We start from the raw sequence: 22,132 nt of genomic DNA on the forward strand, positions 1-22,132 counted from the left end.
TCTACCTGCGCAGGCGCCGCAGGCCTCGCCGGCACTACTCTGAAATCTGCTAGAACGCAGTACATTCGGGTCAGAACGACCTGTTCCCCCCTAGTGGGGGCACAAGTTTTCGAGAAAATTCTGTATTCTGCGTCATAAGGAACGGGGCGCGTGGTCTCTTTGGATAAGAAGGCTGTTTTCAACAGCTTTCACCCCAAAGGGACAACGAGAGGCCCGGGAAATGGATCAGGGGAATGAGCGGAATCGTGGCGTCGGAGCTAACCACTTCGGACGAGCAGCTGCTGGCACAGGCGCGTACGGGGGTACAAAACGCCTTTGCCGAGCTCTGGAGTCGCCACTACCGCTCGGGTGTATGTGTTGCCCGTCAGTACACGTCGATAGACGCGGACGATCTCGTGTCTGAGGCGTTCGCGCGTATTTACCAGCGTGTGCTGGCGGGTGGCGGCCCGCAAGGCGCTTTTCGTCCTTACCTTTACACGACCATCCGCAACCTCGCCTCAACGTGGGGTGCTGCCTCCCGCGAAGTGCAAGTGGATGAGATCGCCGACTTCGAAGACCCCACAACTCTCGAAGACCCCCTCGCAATCGCGCTCGACCACTCGCTGACCGCCAAAGCATTCCGCGAACTTCCGGAACGCTGGCAATCAGTGCTCTGGTACACCGAAGTGGAGGGCATGGACCCTCACGAAGTGGCTCCGCTGCTGGGTATGAGCGCTAACAGCGTCGCTGCGCTGTCGTATCGCGCGCGTGAAGGTCTTCGTAAGGCCTGGTTGCAGGCCCACATCAACGACGCCACGGCATCCGGCGAATGCCAGTGGGCGATGTCAAAGTTTGGGGAGCACGCTCGCAAGAGCCTCAGCGGTCGCGACACCACACGCATCGAAGCCCATCTCGCCGGGTGCGCTCGGTGTTCGATCGTGTGTGAAGAAGTAGATGAAGTTGGTTCACGCCTAGCACTCGTGATGATCCCGATGCTGCTGGGCGGCGTTGCTGGTGGCGGTTTCCTGACTGCCTTCGGGCAGGGCGGCGCGGCGTCGCTCACTGCAGCAGCAGCGCCGGCCATGCCAGCAGCAGTATTGGCGAGCACTCACCTCGTGGGTGCCGGAGGTGCTGCTGTCGTTGGCGGAGCAACCGTCGGAGCATTGCCCGTTGCGGTCGCAGGCTCGCTTGCCGCTGCACTGGTGCTCACCGGTTCTCTCGTGTTCTTGGCTCCCACACCACCAGAAGCCACGAGTGCGGATGCCACAACAACTAGCGAGTCCTCGTCAGCTCTTGAAAGCTTCAGTGTCTCGAACTCCGGCGTAAGCGAGAGCACTGCAGAATTTCGCACTGACCCGGGAAGCACCACGATCCCTAGTGTCCCTTCCGCGGATGTCGGAGTTGTTGATACTTCGGCTGGCGCCGGGACCGGCGTTGGCACCGGAACGGGCAATGCAGGGGGAGCCAATTCGGGCGGTCTCGTTGACTCGGTCGGTGATGTCGTTGGTGGCCTCGTTGATTCTGTAGTCGGCACGGTCACCGGCGGAACCGCTCCGGAGGGCCACACGGCCCCAGGCGGTGTCGTGGGTGCTGATGTTAACCTCAACCTCGTCGGCACGGCGACCCCGGGCGCACACCTGTCTCTTCAGGCCGCTGGGCTCGTGTACGCGACAACGACGGTGTCGAGCAACGGAACCTTCGCGCTGAACGTCACAGGCATCCCCGGGGGGCTCTCATCCCTCGATCTCGTGCAGACGGTCGATCGCGACTACTTGGGTGGCCTAGTGGGGGGTGGAGGATTGCTCGGCGGACTTTTCGGTACCGTTGACAGTCTCATCAACAACCTCATTAAGCCCCTCCAGCTCTCGTCGGGCAGCAATCAGGGCATCAACGTTCGTCTCATCGACTAAACCCCAGTTCGGGGGTGTTTGCAGCCTTTCGGCGTCATAACGCACCCCAAGACCAGTCTCTTTTAGCAGGCAACCCGAATGCCTACTGTGGGCGTCCGCCGTGGGTGACGGACGCACACAAACAAATCGCCCCTGGCACTACCTTGGTAGCGCCAGGGGCGATCTTGTTTAAGCGAGCGTGCGGTTACGGCTTGCCCTTGATGATGGCCTGCTTCACTTCAGCGATAGCCTGAGTGACCTGGATGCCACGGGGGCATGCATCGGTGCAGTTGAAGGTAGTGCGGCAGCGCCACACGCCCTCTTTGTCGTTGAGGATGTCGAGGCGAACGCCGGCGCCCTCATCGCGCGAGTCAAAGATGAAGCGGTGCGCGTTCACGATGGCCGCAGGACCAAAGTACTGTCCGTCGGTCCAGAACACAGGGCAGCTCGACGTGCACGCAGCGCACAGGATGCACTTGGTGGTGTCGTCGAAGCGGGCGCGCTCCACAGGGCTTTGCTTGCGCTCTTTGCCGCCCTTGACGGGGCCAGCCATGAGGAACGGGTTGACCTCTTTGAAGGAGTCGAAGAACGGCTCCATGTCGACGATCAAGTCCTTCTCCAAGGGGAGACCCTTGATGGCTTCGACGTAGATCGGCTTCGAAATGTCGAGGTCCTTGATCAGGGTCTTGCAGGCCAGGCGGTTGCGGCCGTTGATGCGCATCGCATCCGAACCACAAACACCGTGCGCGCAGGAGCGACGGAAGGTCAGCGACCCATCCATCTCCCACTTGATCTTGTGAAGAGCATCGAGAATACGGTCGGTCTCGTACAGCTCAACGTCGAAGTCTTCCCAGCGCGGTTCTTCATCCACCTCTGGATCGAAACGACGAATCATGAGCGTCGCAGTGAAGGTCGGAACGACCTCTGCTGCGGCAGGCTTGTTATCAGCGACGGCAGTGCTCATTAGTACTTTCTTTCCATTGGAGGGTAGTTAGTGATCACTACCGGCTTCCAGTCGAGACGGATGTGGTCACCCGCCTCTTCTGATTCTGGGTCGCCCGTGAGGTACGCCATGGTGTGCACGAGGAAGTTCTCGTCGTCACGGTTGGGGTAGTCCTCACGCATGTGGCCGCCACGGCTCTCTTTGCGAGACCGAGCCGAGAACACGAGTACTTCAGCGAGGTCGAGCAGGAAGCCAAGCTCTACGGCTTCGAGCAGGTCGGTGTTGAACCGCTTGCCCTTGTCGTCGAGGCGAATGTTCTTGTAGCGAGCGCGCAACGTCTGGATGAGATTGGTTACCTCTTCGAGGCTCTCATCGGTGCGGAAGATCTGCGCGTTACGGTCCATCGAGACCTGCAGCTCTTTGCGGATGACGGCAATACGCTCGGTGCCATCGCCCGCGCGAACCATGTCGAGGATGTGCTTGACACCCCCGGCAGGGTTCTCGGGCAGCGGAACGAATTCAGCAGTCTTGACGTACTCGACCGCTGCCTTTCCGGCACGCTTTCCGAAGACGTTAATGTCGAGCAGCGAGTTAGTTCCCAAACGGTTGGAACCGTGAACGGAAACACACGCGCACTCGCCAGCGGCGTAGAGGCCCTTGACGACATCCGTGTTGTTGCGCAGCACTTCGGCCTGAACGTTGGTGGGGATGCCGCCCATTGCATAGTGCGCGGTCGGCAGCACGGGAACCGGCTCGGTGTACGGCTCGACACCCAAGTAGGTGCGAGCGAACTCGGTGATGTCTGGCAGCTTCTCGTCGATGACGGCGGGCTCGAGGTGAGTGATGTCGAGGAACAGGTAGTCCTTGTCGGGACCAGCTCCACGGCCTTCACGAATCTCGGTAGCCATCGAACGCGCAACGATGTCACGCGGCGCGAGGTCTTTGAGCGTCGGTGTGTAGCGCTCCATGAAGCGTTCGCCCTCGGAGTTGCGCAGAATAGCGCCCTCTCCACGAGCAGCTTCCGAGAGCAGGATGCCGAGGCCAGCCAACCCGGTGGGGTGGAACTGGAAGAACTCCATGTCCTCCAATGGCAGGCCCTTGCGCCAGATGATTCCGACGCCGTCACCGGTGAGGGTGTGAGCGTTGGATGTCGTCTTGAAGATCTTGCCGAATCCACCGGTAGCGAAGATGATCGCCTTCGACTGGAATACGTGGAGCTCGCCGGTGGCGAGCTCGTAGGCAACAACACCCGACGGCTCGTCGACGCCATCAACTTCGGTCATGATCAGGTCGAGAACGTAGAACTCGTTGAAGAAGTTGATGCCGAGCTTGACGCAGTTTTGGTACAACGTCTGAAGAATCATGTGGCCGGTGCGGTCAGCGGCGTAGCAGGCGCGGCGAACCGGAGCCTTGCCGTGCTCGCGAGTGTGGCCACCGAAGCGACGCTGGTCGATCTTGCCGTCTTCGGTGCGGTTGAACGGTAGACCCATGTTCTCAAGGTCTACGACGGCGTCGATTGCCTCTTTGGCGAGAATCTCTGCCGCGTCTTGGTCGACGAGGTAGTCGCCACCCTTGACGGTGTCGTAGGTGTGCCACTCCCAGTTGTCTTCTTCAACGTTGGCGAGCGCCGCAGCCATGCCGCCCTGCGCCGCACCGGTGTGCGAGCGCGTGGGGTAGAGCTTGGAGATGACGGCAGTCTTGGCGTGCGGGCCAGCTTCAATAGCGGCTCGCATTCCAGCGCCGCCGGCGCCGACGATGACGATGTCGAACTGGTGGTAATGGATTCCGTCAATAACGGTTCCGTCGGCGATGTCGCCGGTGTTGATCGTTGCCAATTAAGATGCCTCACAGATGCTGGCGAGTAGAGCTGGGTCAGCTCCGGCTGGGCAGGGGTCGAAGGTGGTGATGACCAAGGTTCCAAGCAGAATCAGAATTACCGTGGAAGCGGCAATACCTAACAACAGAACCTTGCGCACCTTGGGGTTGGTCGCGTAGTCGTTCACGAGGGTGCGCATTCCGTTGCCGCCGTGGATGAGGGCGAGCCACAACATGAGGCCGTCCCAGACTTGCCAGAACGGGTCGGAGAGCTTTCCGCCGACGAATGCGAAGTCGATGGCTTTGACACCCTCACCGGCAACAAGGTTGACGAAAAGGTGGCCAAAGATGAGAACGATCAACACAACGCCGGAAGCGCGCATATAGATCCATCCCCATTTTTCCCAGTTGATTCCACCGGTGCGGTGGCCACGGGTTGGGGTGCGGGGGGCTTCGATGAGACTCATGCTCAACCTCCGAAGGCGTGCATTAGATGACGGGGGATGAATCCGGCGAGGAGAACCAGCCAGAGTCCGATGACAACCCAGAACATCACGCGCTGGTGCTTGGCACCGAATGCCCAGAAGTCGATCAGGATAATCCGCAGGCCGTTGAAGGCGTGGAAGGCGATTGCGGCAACAAGTGCTAATTCGCCGATTGCCATCAAGGGGCTCTTGTAGGTCTCGATCACCGCGTTGTAGGCCTCAGGACTCACGCGAACGAGCGCGGTGTCGAGAATATGCACGAGGAGGAAGAAGTAGATAGCAACACCGGTAATACGGTGCAACACCCACGACCACATGCCCTCTTTGCCCCGGTACAGGGTGCCAGCAGGTCTCTTGGGTGAGCGAATCTTGGGCGGCGACTGCGGCTCCGCCACTAGGTTACTCGCCGACTTCTCTGGCACGAGGACCCTCCTTGCGGTGTGGGGTCGCGTCCACCGCGACCGATGAGTGTCCGCACAGGCGAACTCTCTCATTCTATTCCCGCGCGGAGGCCCTCGCTTCCCAGTCGACCCTAAATAGCGAGATATCCGGAATGTTTTCGAGAATATTGTGAAACTTAACGAGCCCTACTGGTGATGCAGGGCTGAATCTACTGCGGAAGCGCAGCTGACGACAAGGACTCAGCAAACTGAGCGCCAGATTCCTGTCGCTGATCGATCGCTGCTCGATACCACTCGATTTTCAGAGTGATCCCGTCGAGGTGCTTCTGCTGTTCCGCTAGGTCGCGCACGACGTTTTCGCGGTGCTGCTCGAGCAAGCGCATCCGTTCCGCTGAGGTGTCTTTGCCGCTTCGCACCAGGTCGGCATACTCCCGGATGGTGCGGACGGGCATTCCTGTCCGGCGAAGATGGCCGATGAACTCGACGGCCTTGACATCCATCTCGCGGTAGCGTCGCTGGCCATTAGCTAAGCGGGGTACGACCAGCAGGCCCGCCTTTTCGTAGTAGCGCAGCGTGTGATCGGTGACTCCGGTCGCTTCTGCAACTTCGCCAATGGTGAGTACTCGTTCGTTAGCCGTTGTCATCGTGCCACCTATGTTTCGTCCTAGAGCGCACTCTAAGTCAAGCCATTGTGGGCCTGATGTGCAACGACCTAGCGAGGTACCGGCGCAGGTGTTGCCGCAATTGTTGCTTCGTAGTGCTGTACGAGCTCGGCGCAGATTCCGCTCCATGATTTGCCGAGCACCGTGCGCCGCCCTGCTTCACCCATGCGAGCGCGCAGTGCCGGATCGATGGCGAGTGCCTCTATATAGGCGCGCAACTGATCCTCGTTATCTGCCTCGAAGAGGAACCCGTTGGTGCCGTGGTCGATCAAATCGATAGGGCCCCCAGCGCGAGGTGCCACCACGGGCAAACCAGCCGAGTGCGCTTCTTGCAACGTCTGGCCGAACGTCTCTTCGGTCCCCGTGTGCGCAAAAATATCGAAGGCAGCGTAGGCCGTGGCCAAATCTTCGCCGCCCAGCTTGCCCAACCACGTCACGGGGATGCCGGCAAGCTCTTTCTTGACAAGAGGCACAGAGGAGCCATCTCCGACGATCGCGAGGCGCACCCCCGGGAGGCCCCGAAGCGATCGCAGCCGTTCCACCTGTTTCTCGGGAGCGATGCGTCCCACATACCCCACGACGACTTCACCGTTGGGGGAGAGGCGCTTGCGCAGCTTGGCCGTCGCTGGCGACAGCTTCTTAGCGGGGTGATACATCGTGAGGTCAACACCGCGACCCCAGCGTTCAAGTTTGGTGAGGCCGATGGCGCGCAAATCTGTCATAGCGGTGCTCGACGGGGCAAGAGTGAGCTCAGCACCATCGTGAATCCAGCGCACAATGCGCCAGGCAAGTTTGGTTGCCTGACCGAGGCGGTGTCGACGAGCGTAGCCAGCGACATCCGTCTGGAAAATTGCAACAGCAGGAATGCCAAGACGATTGGCGGACGAGATCGCCTGAGCGCCTAAGAGAAACGGGGCGGCAGCATGCACCACGTCGGGGCGAAAGTCAGCGATCAGTTTGTGAACCTGAGGGTTCGGCAGGCCGACAGGGAATTGGCGATAAGCCAACGCGGGTACGGCATGAACCTTGAATCCCGCATAGGTCTTCGGCGCACCAGCCGATGGGCAAATCACAATGGCCTCATGGCCTTCGGCGCTCAAATAATCGAGCACCTTGAGCACGCTGTTGGTGACGCCATTGACAGTGGGGAGGAAGCTTTCGCTCACAATGGCGACTCGCACAATCAGCACCTCAATCGGTTGACGTGACTCAGACTGTAGAAGGCGCGGATAACCGGCGAGTTAACGGGCGCTGAAGTCTAAGGTGGAGGAATGAGCCCTATTCAGGCACCGTTCGACAACTTCTACAGTGTGATCCCCGCCGGCGGTATCGGGTCACGGTTGTGGCCGCTGTCGCGGGCCGACGCCCCCAAGTTCTTGCACGACCTCACCGGATCAGGCCAGACCTTGCTGCGGGACACCTGGGATCGCCTCGCACCGATCTCCGGTGCAGACCGCATCATGGTCGTCACAGGGCGCGCGCACCGCGCCGCTGTCGAAAAGCAGCTTCCCGAACTCAGCGACCCCAACGTTGTGCTGGAGAGTGAGCCGAAAGATTCTTCCGCAGCGATCGGGCTTGCCGCCGCGATCCTGCTCAAGCGCGACCCCAATGTCATTATCGGATCGTTTGCTGCTGACCATGTGATTCGCGACATCCGAGGCTTTAGGCGCAGTGTTCGCGAATCGATCGCCGTTGCCAACGCTGGCTACATCGCCGCGATCGGTATCACCCCCACTGAGCCGGCCATCGGATTTGGCTACATCTACTGTGGCGAGCCTCTTGAGATAGACGGCGCACCGAGCGCTGTCATGGCGAAGTCGTTCGTGGAGAAGCCCGACTTTGACACGGCGCAGGCCTACGTGGCCAGCGGCAACTATCTGTGGAACGGTGGAATGTTCATCTCGCGCGCCGATGTGTTGCTCGAACAACTCGGCAAAGCTCAGCCCGAATTGTTGGCTGGCCTCACCGAACTCGCTGAGGTGTGGGATACCCCTGAGCGTGGCGCCGTTGTCGATGCCGTCTGGCCGCACCTCGCCAAGATCGCGATCGATTACACGGTGGCCGAACCGGCTGCAGAAGAAGGTCGCCTCGTCGTTATCCCCGGTGACTTCGATTGGGATGACGTCGGAGACTTTGCCTCTATTGCCAAGCTGCATTCGGGAGGCCGCAAATCAGACCTCGCGATTCTCGGCGAAAACGCTCGAGTTTTGGCCGACAAATCGACCGGAGTGGTAATTAGCCAGACTGACCGGCTTATTTCCCTAATTGGGGTAAACGACATTGTCGTAGTCGACACTCCCGACGCTTTGCTGGTTACTACAACTGCGAACGCTCAGCGCGTGAAATCTGTAGTGGATGCTCTAAAAATCTCCGGGCGCAATGATGTCTTGTGACAGCGGCATTTCGCGTTTGTAACCATTCGGCTTCGGCGCTCATATTCGCACAATGGATTCCTTGATTCTTCGGTAGCGTAGGTTCACTATGTTTCGACAATTTCTGTCGAACAGCATCTTGGAGGACACCTTGAGAATCAGCACTCACGGCCGCGCACTCAGCGGCATGGCGCTCATTGCGACGAGCGCACTCGTACTCGCCGGTTGCGCATCAGCACCGGAAGAGACCGAGGCAGGTTCGGGCGAAGCGCTCGACTTCCTTCCTTGCATGGTTTCCGACTCGGGCGGATTCGACGACAAGTCGTTCAACCAGCTCGGTTACGAAGGTATCGAGAAGGCAGCAGACGAGCTCGGTGTCGAATTCAACGCTGTTGAGTCGACCAGCGATGCAGACTACGCACCCAACATTGAGAGCCTCGTTGCTGAAGGTTGCGACCTGATCGTGACGGTTGGATTCAACCTTTCCGCAGCCACCGTTGAGTTTGCTCTCGCAAACCCCGACATCAACTTCGCAATTGTTGATGACGCCGCAGACAACGACTTCGATGGCACGGTCGACGCACCGAACATCAAGCCGATTCTCTTCGACACCGCTGGTGCAGCATTCCTCGCCGGTTACGCAGCAGCAAGCTACTCCACGACCGGTGTTGTCGGAACGTACGGTGGAATGAACTTCCCCACCGTTTCGATCTTCATGGATGGTGCAGCTCAGGGCGTTGAGTACTACAACTCCGAAAAGGGCACTGACGTCACTGTTCGCGGTTGGGACATTGACGATCAGGACGGAACGTTCATCGGTAGCTTCGCGCCCGGTACCGACTCTCGTGCAGCAGCACAGAACCTGATCGACCAGGGTGCAGACGTTCTGCTTCCCGTTGGTGGACCCATCTTCCAGAGCGCGGTTGAGGCAATCCGCGACTCGGGCGATGACATCGCCTTGATCGGTGTAGACGCTGACCTGACCGAGACTGAGACTGCGGCTGCGGACTTGTTCCTCACCTCGATCCTCAAGCAGATCGGCGTTGCCGTTGAAGAAGTTGTGACCGAGGCATCCACGGGAACGCTCGACACCACTGCCTACATCGGAACCCTCGAAAACGGTGGAGTTGGTATCGCGCCGTTCCACGAGTTCGAGTCCAAGGTTGACGCAGGGCTCGAAGCTGAGCTCGTCACCGTCAAGGACGGCATCATTTCCGGTGACATCGCCGTAACGTCGTACCTGAACTAATTAGATAGAACTGAGGGGGCTGGCCTGAGGGTCAGCCCCCTTCGTTTTGGACTAGTCCTCTGAGGCTATTCTTGTGAAACCCGACGACGGCGATGACGCCCGTCACAGTACTGAGGAGAGATTGTGAAGCTTGAGCTGCGAGGTATAACCAAGCGCTTCGGTGACCTAATCGCGAATGACCATATTGATCTCACGGTCGAAGAGGGCGAAATCCATTGCCTTCTCGGCGAGAATGGCGCGGGTAAGTCAACGTTGATGAACGTGCTCTACGGCCTGTATCAGGCTGAGGAGGGCGAGATCCTCATCGATGACGAGGTGCGTCACTTCGCAGGGCCAGGAGACGCCATGCGCTCCGGCATCGGCATGGTGCACCAACACTTCATGCTGATCCCCGTGTTCACGGTCGCAGAGAATGTGGCCCTCGGACACGAAGAGGTCTACGGTCCTGGGCTGTTGAACCTTGAAGCCGCACGAACACTCGTGCGCGATATTTCAGCTCGCTTCGGATTCGACATCGACCCCGATGCCCTCGTCGAAGACTTGCCCGTTGGCGTGCAGCAACGTGTGGAGATCGTCAAGGCTCTCTCTCGCGAAGCGAAGATTCTCGTCTTCGATGAACCGACCGCAGTACTGACACCTCAAGAGACCGACGAGTTCATGGCCATTATGCGCCAGCTCAAGTCCGAAGGTACCTCGATCGTCTTCATCACGCACAAGCTGCGTGAGGTTCGCGAAGTTGCCGACCGCATCACCGTTATCCGTCTCGGCAAAGTAGTTGGCGAAGCCGATCCCAGCGCTGGCAAAGAAGAGCTCGCATCGCTCATGGTCGGGCGCGCGGTTGATCTCACAATCGACAAGGCTCCTGCTCAGCTCACCGAAAACTCCCTCGTTATCGACAAATTGTCGATCGCCGATGAAACCGGCCACCGTGCTGTCAAAGAACTCAGCGTCACGATTCAGGGCGGCGAGATCCTGTGCATCGCGGGTGTGCAAGGCAATGGTCAAACTGAACTGGCCGAAGCATTGCTCGGAATGCAAGAACGGGCATCCGGTTCGATCTCGTTGAATGGCACCGAACTTCTCGGCCTCAACGCGCGCCAGATTCTTGATGCTGGCGTCGGTTACGTGCCAGAAGACCGCACTCTCGACGGCCTAGTCGGAGCCTTCTCGGTTGCCGAGAACCTGATGCTTGACCGTAGCGACGGGGAACCGTTCGTCAAGTACGCCACATTGCAAACGGACGTGCTCAATGAGTTCGCGACCGAGAAGCTCGAGGAATACGACATCCGCGCGCAGAGTATCGGCGAGCTCGTCTCCAAGCTTTCGGGCGGAAACCAGCAGAAGGTTGTTCTCGCTCGAGAGCTGAGCCGCGAACTGTCGCTGTTGGTTGTTTCGCAACCGACACGAGGCCTCGACGTTGGTTCTATCGAGTTTGTTCACGAGCAGATTGTTCGAGTGCGCGACAGAGGCGTTCCCGTAATCGTTGTATCGACTGAGCTTGACGAAGTTGTTTCCCTCGCTGACCGCATTGCGGTCATGTACAAGGGGCAAATTGTTGGAATTGTGCCTGCGGACACCCCGCGCGAAAAACTCGGCCTCATGATGGCTGGCGAACGCATTACGGAGGAGGCAGCATGAGCGAGCCAACACCCCAGAAACCTGAAGATCAGAACGCTGACGACGCAGTCGTAGCAGAGACTGCTACGACCTCGGAGACGAATCAAGACACTGTCCGCTGGACGAATGCGTTCCGCGAAATCGCCTCGGGTAACGCACTTCTGTCGCTGCTCGCGGTTGTCTTGGCGATCCTGATCGGCGGAGTGCTCATTGCGTTCACCGACTCAGACGTTCAAGAGGCGGCCGGTTACTTCTTCGCTCGCCCGGGAGACCTCTTCGCTGCCATTGGTTCCGCCGTCGGTGGCGCCTACCTAGCTCTCTTCCAAGGATCGATCTACGACTTCCGTCGTGACGACTTTCTCTCGGCCATCAAGCCGCTGACACAAACCTTGGTCTTCGCAACGCCACTGATCGCCGCCGGCCTCGGTGTCGCCATCGCATTCCGTGTCGGTCTGTTCAACATTGGTGGCCGCGGTCAGATCATCGTCGGTGCCGCATTTGCGGGTTACGCGAGCTTCGCGTGGGATCTTCCCATCGTCATCCACGTCACTGTTGCTGTGATCATGGGAATCATCGGTGGTGCCCTCTGGGGTGCGATTGCTGGCCTCTTGAAAGCTCGCACCGGCGCTCACGAGGTGATCGTCACGATCATGCTCAACTACGTTGCCTACTACCTAATCAGCTTCTTGCTGCGTACCGACCTGCTCAAGAACCCTGGTTCCAACAACCCGAAGACACCACCGGCAGCAGAAAATGCGATTCTGCAGCCCATCTTCGGCGACGGGTTCAAGCTGCACTGGGGCTTCGTGCTCGTGGTTGCCGCGACCGTTGTGGCCTGGTGGCTCATCGACCGCTCTAGCCTCGGTTTCAAGTTCCGCGCTGTGGGGCTCAACCCTCACGCGGCTCGCGTCGCCGGCGTCAAGGTTGAGCGCATCTACATCTACGTCATGCTGATTGCAGGTGGCTACGCCGGTCTCGCTGCGAGCACCGAGGTACTCGGAACGACCACGAGCGGGTTCACCTCTGGGGTCGATGCGGGAATTGGCTTCGACGCCATCACCGTTGCTCTCCTCGGGCGTTCAACCCCCTGGGGAACCTTCGCTGCCGGCCTCCTCTTCGGCGCCTTCAAAGCCGGCGGATTCACCATGCAGGCTTCGCAGGGCATCCCGATTGACATCGTTCTCGTCGTTCAGTCGCTCATCGTTCTGTTTATCGCAGCTCCGCCACTCGTACGAGCTGTATTCCGACTGCCGCAACCCGGCGCTCGCGCAAAGAAGGTGCTCAGCTAATGACTTTCACTACAACTTCTGAGGGTAAAAGCCACGCGGGATCGAAGATCGATCGTCGCAGCTGGAAGCTTCCCATCGCCTTCGCGATTGTGTCGCTTATCTCCGGCGTACTCTTCATCGGATTCGCTGAGGATGCGCCCACCGGGTTCAACCTCTCCACGGGTACTGACCTGTTCCAGCTGCCAGTCGTGCACTTGCCCGCTCTCGCGACCGGTGTCGTTGTCACGATCCTGACCGCGCTCATTGCGGTCGGCTCCGCGTTCATGATTTCGCAGGATCGTTCTGTGCCGAAGTGGATTCCGATCGTGGGTGCGATTCTCGCTCTCACCGGCTTCCTCACGTGGGCTGCTGCGGATGAAACGCTGCGCGTTCCTGAACTCCTGGCTGGTTCTCTCGTGCTCGCCGTTCCGCTCGTGTTCGGTGCTCTCGGTGGCGTCATCTCTGAGCGCGTCGGTGTTGTCAACATCGCGATCGAAGCCCAACTGTTGGCAGGTGCGTTTGTCTCCGCCGTCGTCGGAACCCTCACGGGCTCCGCTTTCGCGGGACTTTTCGCTGCCGCTATCGCTGGAATGCTCGTGTCGTTCTTGCTCTCGGTCTTCGCGATCAAGTACCTCGTGAACCAGATCATTGTCGGTGTCGTCATCAACGTTCTGGTTTCTGGACTCACCGGATTCCTGTACTCGACGTGGCTCACAGAGAACCCCGAGCAACTGAACAATCCCGCCGGATTCTCGACCCTGTCGATTCCGCTGCTGAGCGGCATCCCGATCATCGGACCGGTGCTCTTCAAGCAGACACTGATCGTCTACATGTTGTACGTCATCGTGGCTGTGGTTGCGTTCGCGCTGTACCGCACTCGCTGGGGACTGCGGCTGCGTGCTGTCGGCGAGCACCCCAAGGCTGCTGACACCGTCGGTATCAACGTGACGCGTACCCGCTTCTGGAACGTAGCCCTTGCTGGCGCGATCGCCGGTCTCGGTGGAGCGTTTATCACGCTGAGCCAGACGGGCCAGTTCGGCAAAGACGTCACAGCGGGCGCCGGCTTTATCGCTCTCGCCGCCGTGATCTTTGGCCGCTGGGACCCGATCAAGGCAACGCTCGCCGCGCTGCTCTTCGGCTTCGCCAGCAACCTGCAGAACGCCCTGAGCGTTGTTGGTTCGCCGGTACCGAGCGAGTTCATGCTCATGCTGCCCTACGTGGTGACAATCATCGCTGTCGCCGGTCTGGTCGGAAAGTCCAGGCCGCCAGCAGCATCCGGAACACCATACATAAAGGGGTAACGCTATGACGATCGAGCCGCAATCTATTGACTGGGATGCGCTGAGGCTCGTCGCCAAAGATGCACTCACCCACGCCTACGTTCCCTATTCGAAGTTCCCGGTCGGCGTCGCCGCAATTGTCGACGACGGCCGGGTAATTTCGGGTGCGAATGTTGAGAACGCCTCCTATGGTCTGACGCTGTGCGCCGAATGTTCCATGGTTTCTGCGTTGCACATGACTGGGGGCGGCAAGCTTGTTGCTTTCACGTGCGTCGACGGCAAAGGCAATGCCCTTATGCCGTGCGGACGTTGCCGCCAACTGCTGTTCGAGCACTCTGCCGAAGGCATGCTGCTCGAAACAGTGTCTGGTATCAAAACGATTGACGAAGTAATTCCCGACGCGTTCGGGCCACGCACCCTTGAGGAGTACCGCGGTGAATAACAGTGCAGAAGCCAAGCAGGTCGAACGTTTCGACGCAGTAGACCTCATCCACACCAAGCGTGACAAAGGTGTGCTCAGTACCGACCAGATCAACTGGCTCGTGGATGCCTACACTCGCGGTTACGTCGGCGACGAGCAGATGGCTGCCATGACCATGGCCATCTTCATCAACGGTATGGAGCGCGAAGAGATCCGCGACCTCACTCTGGCCATGATCGCTAGCGGCGAGACGCTGAGCTTCGAGGGACTGGGCAAGCCAACGACCGACAAGCACTCGACCGGTGGTGTTGGCGACAAGATCACCTTGCCGCTCGCCCCTCTCGTGGCGTCGTTCGGTGTTGCCGTTCCGCAGCTTTCGGGCCGCGGTCTTGGCCACACGGGTGGCACCCTTGACAAGCTTGAGAGCATCCCCGGGTGGCGTGCCGACCTCAGCAACGAAGAGTTTTACGCCCAGCTGCGCGGCGTCGGTGGAGTTATCTGTGCTGCCGGTTCAGGTCTTGCTCCAGCCGACAAGAAGTTGTATGCCCTTCGCGACATCACCGGAACTGTCGAAGCTATTCCGCTGATCGCATCCTCGATCATGAGCAAGAAGATCGCTGAAGGAACGTCGGCCCTCGTGCTCGATGTGAAGTTCGGCTCTGGTGCTTTTATGAAGGATGCCGACCGCAGTCGCGAACTCGCTGAAACGATGGTTCGCTTGGGTAAAGACGCGGGCGTCAAGACTGTCGCGCTGCTCACCAACATGAATGTTCCCCTCGGTCTCACCATTGGTAACGCCAACGAGGTGCGCGAATCTGTTGAGGTTCTTGCCGGCGGCGGCCCCTCCGACGTGCGTGCGCTGACGGTGGCACTTGCCCGCGAAATGCTGGCTCAGGTCGGTCACGAAGACGCGGATGTTGAAGCTGCTCTCGACAACGGCCAGGCGATGGATGCCTGGCGCGGCATGATCTCTGCCCAGGGCGGAGACCCCGACGCTGCCTTGCCGCAGCCGAAGGAAAGCCACGTTGTTGTCGCGGATCGCGATGGTGTTCTCGTGGAACAAGAAGCTCTGCCGTTCGGTGTTGCTGCGTGGCGTCTGGGTGCCGGTCGTGCTCGCAAGCAGGATCCGGTGCAGCACGCCGCCGGCATCGACTTGCATGCCAAGCCGGGCGACGCTGTGCGTAAGGGTGAGCCGTTGTTCACGATGCACGCGGATGAGCCTGCTCGCTTCGAGCGTGCACTTGAGTCGCTCGAGGGTGCGTACCGCATCGGCGATGCCGGGGACACCATCCACGATGGTGGCCCGCTTATTGCTGGGCGCATCGATTAGCGCACGCCCCTGCATTCTGGCTTTGTAAGCTGAACGGTGGGTCTCATCCGCTGACGTAATGTTGTCTCAATGACGACCGCGGATGAGACCGCCGCCAGTGCTGATCCGGCACTGAGTGGCGCACAAAGTACCGAAGCCGAAGCCGCACACTCGGCTAAGTGGCGTGCCTTCTGGGTGTGTGTTGTGGTCGCCGCAATCACGATCCTTGATCTCTCGAAGGTCAACGTGGCCCTTCCGTCGATCGAGGATGCTCTCGGCGCAACATCCACTCAACTGCAGCTCATCGTGTCGGGCTATGTTCTGACCTTTGGCCTTGTGCTGGTGCCTGCGGGCAGGCTCGGCGATCAGCGTTCGCGCAAAAAGTTGTTTCTCGTAGGGCTGACACTCTTCACCCTCGCTAGCATCGCGTGTGCGCTTGCCCCGAATGCAACCCTGCTGCTGGTGTTCCGCCTGCTGCAGGGAGTGGCGGCTGGAATTCAGATGCCTCAGGTCATTGGCCTTATTCAGCAGTTGTTTCGCGGGCCCGAGCGCGGCCGTGCTTTCGGTCTCTTCGGCGCGATGATCGGTGTCGCTACAGCGTTCGGTCCGACGCTCGGCGGGTTGATGATCGCGATTGGCGGTGCTGATGACGGCTGGCGTTACATCTTCTGGATGAACGTGCCCCTCGGCATCATTGCTCTCGTTCTGGCGTGGCGCATTCTCCCGGCGACCTCTAAAGCCGGCTACGAACGCCTCAGCCTCGACCCGGTCGGTATCGCGATCTTCGGGGTAACGGTGCTGGCGCTAATGTGGCCGTTCCTCTTCACGACGGGCGCTCCGACGGATGACCCGAACCGTTGGTGGTTGCTGGTGCTCTTTGTGCTTTCTGCCGCAGCGTTCGTTGCCTGGGAGCGGCGCTACGCCGCAGCGGGACGGGCGCCGCTGGTGCCGCTTCAGCTGTTCCGCGTCAGCTCGTTCCGCAACGGGACGATGCTCGCTACCGTCTACTTCGCGGCAATGCCGGCGATGTTCCTCATGACGACGCTCTACTTGCAGTTGGGGCTCGGCCTCGAGCCCGTGTTCGCCGGCATGGTGACGATCGGTTTCGCGCTCACGAGCGCGGTGTCGTCGTGGCGCGGCGGCATCCTTGTCGAACGTTATGGCCGCTCGCTCGTGGTCGTGGGGCTTGCTATCTTGCTCGTCGGGCTCGGGCTTCTCATGGCGGCCGCGATTCTGACTCCGCCCGAGCTAACGCCTTACGTAATGGCGGCAGCACTGATCGTCGGTGGCACCGGCGGTGGGCTCGTTGTTTCACCGAACCAGACGCTCACGCTGCACGACATCTCGCCTGTGGAGGGCGGCCTGGCGGGATCCGTGGGTCAACTTGGCCAACGCATCGGCACGGCAATCGGCACCGCCGTAGCGCTCTCGTTGTTCTACTCCACGCTCTATAACGAGCGCAACAGCGGCGAGAGCACTGTCGAGCTGTACCACCACGCTTACGGCACCGGGATGCTCGCCACGACGCTGTTCTTCTCGATCGCGATGCTTATCGGCGTTGTTGATCTTGGTGCGCGCAAACGTCGCGCCCGCGCGCTCGCAAGCGCTTAGACCTGGGCTCTGCGTGGTGCCGCGTGCTCGCTAGAGCTGCGGGTCACCGATGCGCTCAAGCGCGTCGACAACAAGACCCCAGAACTTGGCGTGATCGAGGTTGCGCGCGACCTGAGTGGTGCAGTCAGCGGGAGCCGGAGCGCGGAAATCAGCCACCGTCATGCCGAGCGTGAGCGTGCCGGCGAGCTCGACATCCAGCGGAACCTTCACGACCTCCATCACGGTCGGGTCGATGACGAAGGCGACGGCGCAGGGGTCATGCACGGGCGGGTGGTCGAAACCTTGCGCGTCGCGGTAAGTCTCGCCGAAGAATTCGAGCAGCTCGCCGACGAAGCGAGCCGGGCCGGTGCCCACGGCCGCGATGGAGGCCGCAACTTCATCGGTAGCGAGAGCCTCGTGAGTGAGGTCGAGACCAACCATCGTGAGGGGCCAGCACTCGTTGAAGACGATGTGGGCGGCTTCGGGGTCAATGACGATGTTGAATTCGCTGGTTGCGCTCCAGTTGCCGACGTTGACGCCGCCACCCATGAGGACGACCTGCTTGACGCGCTCGGCGATGCGCGGCTCCTTGCGCACGGCAAGAGCGATATTGGTGAGGGCGCCGGTAGGCACGAGAGTGACGGTGCCGGGTTCGTGGGCCATAACGGTGTCAATGATGAAGTCGACAGCGTGCCGGGCATCCAACTCGATAGTGGGATCGGGAAGAACGGGGCCGTCAAGGCCCGACTCCCCGTGGATCGATTCAGCAACCTCGATCTGGCGCACGAGGGGACGGTGCGCTCCGCGAGCGAACGGCACATCGGTGATGCCGGCGACTCGCGCGATGGCGAGTGCGTTGCGGGTGACTTTTTCGATGGTCTGATTGCCCATGACGGTGGTGACACCGAGGAGTTCGATGTCGGGGTTGCCGTGCGCGAGCAGGAGGGCGATCGCGTCGTCGTGCCCGGGGTCGCAGTCGAGAATAATTTTTTCAGCCATAACGAAAAGCATATATGAAAACACCGTTCATATATGTAGAGTGAAGATATGACAAATGATCTTATTGAGGGTGCTGCTGCCCGGTTGCTCTGGGTGAGATCTCGCATGCCGTTGCTCGCCGAAGTACGAGAGTGGTTCGAGCAAACGAAACCGTTCGCTGGGCACCGCATCGGCATGGCAATGCACCTTGAGCCGAAGACCGCAGTGCTGCTTGAGACCCTGAAGGCCGGGGGAGCGGAGATCGTAGCGACCGGCAATCTTGGGTCGACGCAGGACGATGTTGTTGCCTATTTGCGGTCGCACGGAATGACGATTTTTGGTGCCCGCGATGACTCTGAGTGCGAATACGAAGCGCACATTCGGAACGTGGTGGAGTCGAAACCAGACATCATCCTCGACAACGGCGCCGGCCTGGTTGCTCGTCTCGTTGAACTCGGGGAGACCGAGAGCATCGTCGGCGGCACAGAGGAAACCACCTCAGGAAGTTACCGGCTGCGCGAGGAACTCGCTGAGCACATCAATATTCCCATCATCGTTATCGACGACAACCCGCTGACTGTGATCAACGAGAACAAGCATGCGGCAGGTCAGTCAGTCGTTGAGAGCTTCATGCGCGTCACGAACGTCATGGTCTCTGGACGCCGCTTTGTGGTGGTTGGCTACGGGTGGTGCGGTCGCGGTGTGGCGCATTACCTTCGTGCGTTGGGCGGCAAGGTCGCTGTCGTGGAAGTTGATGAGATTAAGGCCCTTGAGGCAGCACTTGATGGCTATCGAGTGGCAAGTGTGTTCGACCTCGCAGGCTGGGGCGAGGTTTTTATCACGGCTACCGGCCATCCGCAGGTTCTGACTACCGACTTCTTCGAGGTTGTCGCAGACGGAGCGATGCTCGTGAACTGCGGTCACTTCGACTGGGAAATCGACGTGCTGGCTCTGCGCGATATGGCGACGAGCACGACAGTGATCGACGATGTAATCGAGCGAATTGACCTCCCGAGAAACCGCCACGTCACCCTGCTCGCAGACGGCCGCATGATCAATCTGGCGGGGCGCGCGCCTCGGGGCAACTCGATCGAATCGATGGATCTCGGATTTCTGCTTCAAGCGCTGTCGCTTGAACGTATTGCGACAGCGGCAGGCACGCTCGAGCCGGGTGCGCAACCTGTGCCCGACAGCATTAACCGCGAAGCGGCCCGCCGGATGCTCGCCGCAATGAAAGCGGACCTCTAATGGCGAGCGCCCCCGAGTACACCGCTCCCGCCCTTGACAAGGGGCTCGACATTCTCGAACTGCTCGCTGAGACCTCGGGCGCCCTCAGCCAGTCGGAGATCGCCGAAGCCACCGGTCGCAGTATCGGTCAGATCTTTCGAGTGCTGTCGACGCTCGAGCGTCGCGGCTACGTGTTCCGCGACAAGCAATCGGGGCTCTACACGCTGGCTATGAAGCTGCTCGAGCTTGCGCACCGGCATCCGCCGCTCCGGGGGCTGGTCAGCATCGCGCAACCCATCATGCAGGTGTTGGCGGAGCAGGCTCGACAATCGTGCAACCTTGCGGTGTTGGATGGCAGCGAAGTACGCGTAGTCGCTCAAGTGGAGTCGCCAGCCGACTTCGGCTTTCGAGTGCGCGTCGGGGCGGCATTCGATCTGGCAACGACGGCGACGGGTGCGGTGCTTTCGGCAACGTCGCCACAGGCCGCTGACGCCGTTGTGCGGGCTGACACGATGCATCCGGGAATCACGGATGTTGTGGCGCCAATCCTGGGCGCGAGGGGCACTGTGGTGGCTGCCCTCACCGTGCCGTATGTGGCGATTGCTTTCAGCGAAGTGGATGCGGATCGGGTACAAGAATTAGCCTCCGCCGCCGCAAAAGAAATCTCGGGGCTGCTCAGTGGGGAAGCTTTCACGGGATCGTAACGCCATCCAGCGTAGGCACAGCGCGCTTTCAGCGTGATGCACGGTAGATTTAGAGGCATGAACGCCGCTGTTGAACACTTTTTGATGCCCGGAGGTGGCGCGAGCATTACCGCGCTTCCCAAGGTTTCCCTCCACGATCACCTCGATGGAGGGTTGCGGCCTCAGACCATCGTTGAACTTGCCGACGAGGTCGGCTATGCGCTCCCCGAGAATGACTCGGAGGCGCTGAAATCATGGTTTGCGACTCAGGCCGATTCCGGCTCGCTCGTGAACTACCTTGCGACTTTCGACGCCACTATCGCCGTCATGCAGACGACGGAAGGCCTCCAGCGGGTCGCCCGCGAGTTCGTGGAAGACCTTGCCGATGATGGTGTCATTTATGGCGAAATCCGTTGGGCACCGGAACAGCACTTGCAGAAGGGGCTCGACCTCGATCAGGTTGTCACCGCCGTGCAAGAAGGCTTGGAGCAGGGCGTGGATGCCGTGCGCTCGAGCGGCCGCAGCATCCGGGTGGGGCAGTTGCTATCTGCCATGCGCCAGACCGATCGCGGTACCGACATCGCCGAGCTGGCAATCCGTCACCGCGACCGCGGAGTTATCGGTTTCGACATCGCCGGCCCTGAAGCAGGGTTCCCGCCGAGTCGCCTCCGTGGTGCGTTCGACTTGCTCGCGCACAACTTCATTCCTGCCACCGTTCACGCGGGGGAGGCGGATGGCCTCGACAGCATCCGCAGTGCCCTCTTTGACGGTCGCGCGCTTCGTCTGGGGCACGGCGTTCGCCTGGCCGAAGACATCACGATCGCCAACGAAGACGACGAGAACACCTATGTGACGCTCGGCGACTTGGCACAGTGGGTGAAGGATCGCGAGATTGCGCTCGAACTGAGCCCGTCATCCAACCTCCAGACCGGTGCCATCGAGCAGTGGGGCGACGAAATTATCGATCACCCCTTCGACTTGCTTTATCAGCTCGGATTCCGCGTCACGGTCAACACCGACAACCGCCTCATGAGCGCCACGACTCTCAGTCGCGAACTCTCGTTGCTCACTGAAGCGTTCGGGTATGACCTCACGGACCTTGAGGTCTTCCAACTCAATGCTGCTGCTGCGGCATTCTTGCCCATTGAAGAACGCGAAGAGCTTTCCGAGGCCATCAGCGTCGGTTTCGAGAGAGCGTAGTTATGTCCCTTCCTCCGCTGCCCGAATCAGCGATAGAAATTGACGCCTTCGCAGCCGACTGGCGTGCCGCCGTTCGGCTGTCTGGCGAAGCCCTCGTGCGCTCTGGCGCGGCCAAGCCGGGCTATGCCGACGAGATGATTCGTATGATCGACAACCACGGCCCCTACGTGGTGATCGCGCCCGGCCTTGCGCTGGCTCATGCTCGCCCTGGCCCGCAAGTGATCGCGAACGGACTCTCGGTTGTCACCCTGAGAGAGCCCGTGCGGTTTGGTCACGCTCATAATGATCCCGTTCGAGTGGTGCTCGGTCTCGCTATTTCTGAAGCGGGCGCACACTTGGCAGCGGTCGCCGCAGTCGCTAACATCTTCAATGACTCCTCGGCGATAAACGAGCTTGCGGCCGCAACGAGTGCCGCCGAGGTGCAACGCATCATGGGAGTGAACCCGTCGTGAAAATCGTGACCATCTGTGGTGCTGGTATCGGCAGTTCTGGTGTGCTCAAGGTCAACGCAGAACGAGCGTTGCGCGCGCTTGATCTCGAAGCCACCGTAGTGGCTGCTGAAGTGAGCACCGTTCGCACGGTTGCCGCGGATGCTCAGATCATTCTCACGACGCAAGAATTCGTAGAAGCGATTGGCAAGACCAACGCCGATGTCATTGTGATTGTGAATCTCTTTGACACATCGGAGCTCACTCAAAAACTAGAGGACGCCCTCGGCTGAGCCGAGAACGCCCTCTTCACGTTTCTCCGCGCACTTCCCTTCG

The 22,132-nt window shown here is 60.1% G+C and carries 21 protein-coding genes; 14 read left to right on the forward strand and 7 right to left on the reverse strand.

Annotation, left to right across the window (positions count from 1 at the left end; translation table 11 throughout):
- Positions 1-233 precede the first annotated feature (233 nt).
- A complete protein-coding gene (locus I6E56_RS11765; protein WP_197138706.1) occupies positions 234-1,889 on the forward strand; it encodes a sigma-70 family RNA polymerase sigma factor in 1,656 nt (551 codons plus the stop codon).
- A 184-nt stretch (positions 1,890-2,073) separates the two neighbouring features.
- Here I6E56_RS11765 and I6E56_RS11770 read toward each other — a convergent pair whose 3' ends face one another.
- The 6 genes from I6E56_RS11770 to I6E56_RS11795 form a co-directional block, all read right to left on the reverse strand.
- The gene (locus I6E56_RS11770; protein WP_197107799.1) at positions 2,074-2,832 is read right to left on the reverse strand and encodes a succinate dehydrogenase iron-sulfur subunit; all 759 of its coding nucleotides are present in this window, start codon (positions 2,830-2,832) and stop codon (positions 2,074-2,076) included.
- Entirely contained in the window at positions 2,832-4,646 is a 1,815-nt protein-coding gene (gene sdhA / locus I6E56_RS11775) for a succinate dehydrogenase flavoprotein subunit (RefSeq protein WP_197138707.1), read from the reverse strand. Before sdhA ends, I6E56_RS11770 begins: the two co-directional genes overlap by 1 nt.
- A complete protein-coding gene (locus I6E56_RS11780; protein WP_197138708.1) occupies positions 4,647-5,093 on the reverse strand; it encodes a succinate dehydrogenase hydrophobic membrane anchor subunit in 447 nt (148 codons plus the stop codon).
- Between the two features lie 2 nt (positions 5,094-5,095).
- Positions 5,096-5,533, reverse strand: a complete 438-nt coding sequence (gene sdhC / locus I6E56_RS11785) for a succinate dehydrogenase, cytochrome b556 subunit (RefSeq protein WP_197138709.1) — start codon at positions 5,531-5,533, stop codon at positions 5,096-5,098.
- Positions 5,534-5,721: 188 nt separating this feature from the next.
- Positions 5,722-6,156 carry a MerR family transcriptional regulator gene (locus I6E56_RS11790; RefSeq protein ID WP_197138710.1) on the reverse strand — a complete coding sequence of 145 codons (435 nt, stop codon included), beginning with the start codon at positions 6,154-6,156 and terminating at the stop codon, positions 5,722-5,724.
- Between the two features lie 68 nt (positions 6,157-6,224).
- Positions 6,225-7,355: a glycosyltransferase family 1 protein gene (locus I6E56_RS11795; RefSeq protein ID WP_197138711.1), complete on the reverse strand. Its 1,131-nt coding sequence runs from the start codon at positions 7,353-7,355 to the stop codon at positions 6,225-6,227.
- Between the two features lie 90 nt (positions 7,356-7,445).
- Here I6E56_RS11795 and I6E56_RS11800 point away from each other — a divergent pair, with 90 nt between their 5' ends.
- The 8 genes from I6E56_RS11800 to I6E56_RS11835 all read left to right on the forward strand — a co-directional run bounded on the left by I6E56_RS11800 (position 7,446) and on the right by I6E56_RS11835 (position 17,301).
- Positions 7,446-8,567, forward strand: coding sequence for a mannose-1-phosphate guanylyltransferase (locus I6E56_RS11800; RefSeq protein ID WP_197138712.1), 1,122 nt, complete (start codon positions 7,446-7,448; stop codon positions 8,565-8,567).
- A gap of 88 nt (positions 8,568-8,655) precedes the next feature.
- Positions 8,656-9,795 carry a BMP family protein gene (locus I6E56_RS11805; protein ID WP_197138713.1) on the forward strand — a complete coding sequence of 380 codons (1,140 nt, stop codon included), beginning with the start codon at positions 8,656-8,658 and terminating at the stop codon, positions 9,793-9,795.
- A 123-nt stretch (positions 9,796-9,918) separates the two neighbouring features.
- A complete protein-coding gene (locus I6E56_RS11810) occupies positions 9,919-11,433 on the forward strand; it encodes an ABC transporter ATP-binding protein (protein ID WP_197138714.1) in 1,515 nt (504 codons plus the stop codon).
- Positions 11,430-12,701 (forward strand): ABC transporter permease, encoded by a 1,272-nt coding sequence (locus I6E56_RS11815; RefSeq protein ID WP_197138715.1) that lies wholly within the window; start codon positions 11,430-11,432, stop codon positions 12,699-12,701. The genes I6E56_RS11810 and I6E56_RS11815 overlap by 4 nt, the downstream gene beginning before the upstream one ends.
- Positions 12,701-13,981 carry an ABC transporter permease gene (locus tag I6E56_RS11820; RefSeq protein WP_197138716.1) on the forward strand — a complete coding sequence of 427 codons (1,281 nt, stop codon included), beginning with the start codon at positions 12,701-12,703 and terminating at the stop codon, positions 13,979-13,981. Before I6E56_RS11815 ends, I6E56_RS11820 begins: the two co-directional genes overlap by 1 nt.
- Before the next feature lie 4 nt (positions 13,982-13,985).
- The gene (locus tag I6E56_RS11825) at positions 13,986-14,402 is read left to right on the forward strand and encodes a cytidine deaminase (RefSeq protein WP_197138717.1); all 417 of its coding nucleotides are present in this window, start codon (positions 13,986-13,988) and stop codon (positions 14,400-14,402) included.
- A complete protein-coding gene (locus I6E56_RS11830; RefSeq protein WP_197138718.1) occupies positions 14,395-15,711 on the forward strand; it encodes a thymidine phosphorylase in 1,317 nt (438 codons plus the stop codon). Before I6E56_RS11825 ends, I6E56_RS11830 begins: the two co-directional genes overlap by 8 nt.
- A 69-nt stretch (positions 15,712-15,780) precedes the next feature.
- On the forward strand, positions 15,781-17,301 hold the full coding sequence (locus I6E56_RS11835; RefSeq protein ID WP_197138719.1) for an MFS transporter: 1,521 nt from the start codon (positions 15,781-15,783) through the stop codon (positions 17,299-17,301).
- 30 nt (positions 17,302-17,331) lie between these two features.
- Here I6E56_RS11835 and I6E56_RS11840 read toward each other — a convergent pair whose 3' ends face one another.
- Positions 17,332-18,279, reverse strand: a complete 948-nt coding sequence (locus I6E56_RS11840; protein ID WP_197138720.1) for a nucleoside hydrolase — start codon at positions 18,277-18,279, stop codon at positions 17,332-17,334.
- Positions 18,280-18,327: 48 nt separating this feature from the next.
- Here I6E56_RS11840 and I6E56_RS11845 point away from each other — a divergent pair, with 48 nt between their 5' ends.
- Genes I6E56_RS11845 through I6E56_RS11865 form a run of 5 tightly spaced genes read left to right on the forward strand, consistent with a single transcriptional unit; the run spans position 18,328 to position 22,089 of the window.
- Positions 18,328-19,506: an adenosylhomocysteinase gene (locus tag I6E56_RS11845; protein WP_197138721.1), complete on the forward strand. Its 1,179-nt coding sequence runs from the start codon at positions 18,328-18,330 to the stop codon at positions 19,504-19,506.
- A complete protein-coding gene (locus tag I6E56_RS11850) occupies positions 19,506-20,189 on the forward strand; it encodes an IclR family transcriptional regulator (protein ID WP_197138722.1) in 684 nt (227 codons plus the stop codon). Before I6E56_RS11845 ends, I6E56_RS11850 begins: the two co-directional genes overlap by 1 nt.
- Positions 20,190-20,246: 57 nt before the next feature.
- The gene (locus I6E56_RS11855; RefSeq protein WP_197138723.1) at positions 20,247-21,368 is read left to right on the forward strand and encodes an adenosine deaminase; all 1,122 of its coding nucleotides are present in this window, start codon (positions 20,247-20,249) and stop codon (positions 21,366-21,368) included.
- Between the two features lie 2 nt (positions 21,369-21,370).
- Complete coding sequence (locus I6E56_RS11860) at positions 21,371-21,820, forward strand: PTS sugar transporter subunit IIA (RefSeq protein ID WP_197138724.1); 450 nt, start codon at positions 21,371-21,373, stop codon at positions 21,818-21,820.
- The gene (locus tag I6E56_RS11865) at positions 21,817-22,089 is read left to right on the forward strand and encodes a PTS sugar transporter subunit IIB (RefSeq protein WP_197138725.1); all 273 of its coding nucleotides are present in this window, start codon (positions 21,817-21,819) and stop codon (positions 22,087-22,089) included. The genes I6E56_RS11860 and I6E56_RS11865 overlap by 4 nt, the downstream gene beginning before the upstream one ends.
- The last annotated feature ends 43 nt before the right edge of the window (positions 22,090-22,132 follow it).

The organism is Salinibacterium sp. NK8237, assembly GCF_015864955.1.
GTDB lineage: Bacteria > Actinomycetota > Actinomycetes > Actinomycetales > Microbacteriaceae > Rhodoglobus.

What these genes read in the sequence shown, in the direction of transcription:
- I6E56_RS11765 (WP_197138706.1), top strand. Translation starts at nt 234, where the DNA reads ATGAGCGGAATCGTGGCGTCGGAGCTAACCACTTCGGACGAGCAGCTG.
- I6E56_RS11770 (WP_197107799.1), bottom strand. Translation starts at nt 2,832, where the DNA reads ATGAGCACTGCCGTCGCTGATAACAAGCCTGCCGCAGCAGAGGTCGTT.
- I6E56_RS11790 (WP_197138710.1), bottom strand. Translation starts at nt 6,156, where the DNA reads ATGACAACGGCTAACGAACGAGTACTCACCATTGGCGAAGTTGCAGAA.
- I6E56_RS11845 (WP_197138721.1), top strand. Translation starts at nt 18,328, where the DNA reads ATGACAAATGATCTTATTGAGGGTGCTGCTGCCCGGTTGCTCTGGGTG.
- I6E56_RS11820 (WP_197138716.1), top strand. Translation starts at nt 12,701, where the DNA reads ATGACTTTCACTACAACTTCTGAGGGTAAAAGCCACGCGGGATCGAAG.
- I6E56_RS11860 (WP_197138724.1), top strand. Translation starts at nt 21,371, where the DNA reads ATGTCCCTTCCTCCGCTGCCCGAATCAGCGATAGAAATTGACGCCTTC.
- I6E56_RS11840 (WP_197138720.1), bottom strand. Translation starts at nt 18,279, where the DNA reads ATGGCTGAAAAAATTATTCTCGACTGCGACCCCGGGCACGACGACGCG.
- I6E56_RS11835 (WP_197138719.1), top strand. Translation starts at nt 15,781, where the DNA reads ATGACGACCGCGGATGAGACCGCCGCCAGTGCTGATCCGGCACTGAGT.
- I6E56_RS11815 (WP_197138715.1), top strand. Translation starts at nt 11,430, where the DNA reads ATGAGCGAGCCAACACCCCAGAAACCTGAAGATCAGAACGCTGACGAC.
- I6E56_RS11855 (WP_197138723.1), top strand. Translation starts at nt 20,247, where the DNA reads ATGAACGCCGCTGTTGAACACTTTTTGATGCCCGGAGGTGGCGCGAGC.
- I6E56_RS11805 (WP_197138713.1), top strand. Translation starts at nt 8,656, where the DNA reads ATGTTTCGACAATTTCTGTCGAACAGCATCTTGGAGGACACCTTGAGA.
- I6E56_RS11850 (WP_197138722.1), top strand. Translation starts at nt 19,506, where the DNA reads ATGGCGAGCGCCCCCGAGTACACCGCTCCCGCCCTTGACAAGGGGCTC.
- I6E56_RS11825 (WP_197138717.1), top strand. Translation starts at nt 13,986, where the DNA reads ATGACGATCGAGCCGCAATCTATTGACTGGGATGCGCTGAGGCTCGTC.
- I6E56_RS11800 (WP_197138712.1), top strand. Translation starts at nt 7,446, where the DNA reads ATGAGCCCTATTCAGGCACCGTTCGACAACTTCTACAGTGTGATCCCC.
- I6E56_RS11780 (WP_197138708.1), bottom strand. Translation starts at nt 5,093, where the DNA reads ATGAGTCTCATCGAAGCCCCCCGCACCCCAACCCGTGGCCACCGCACC.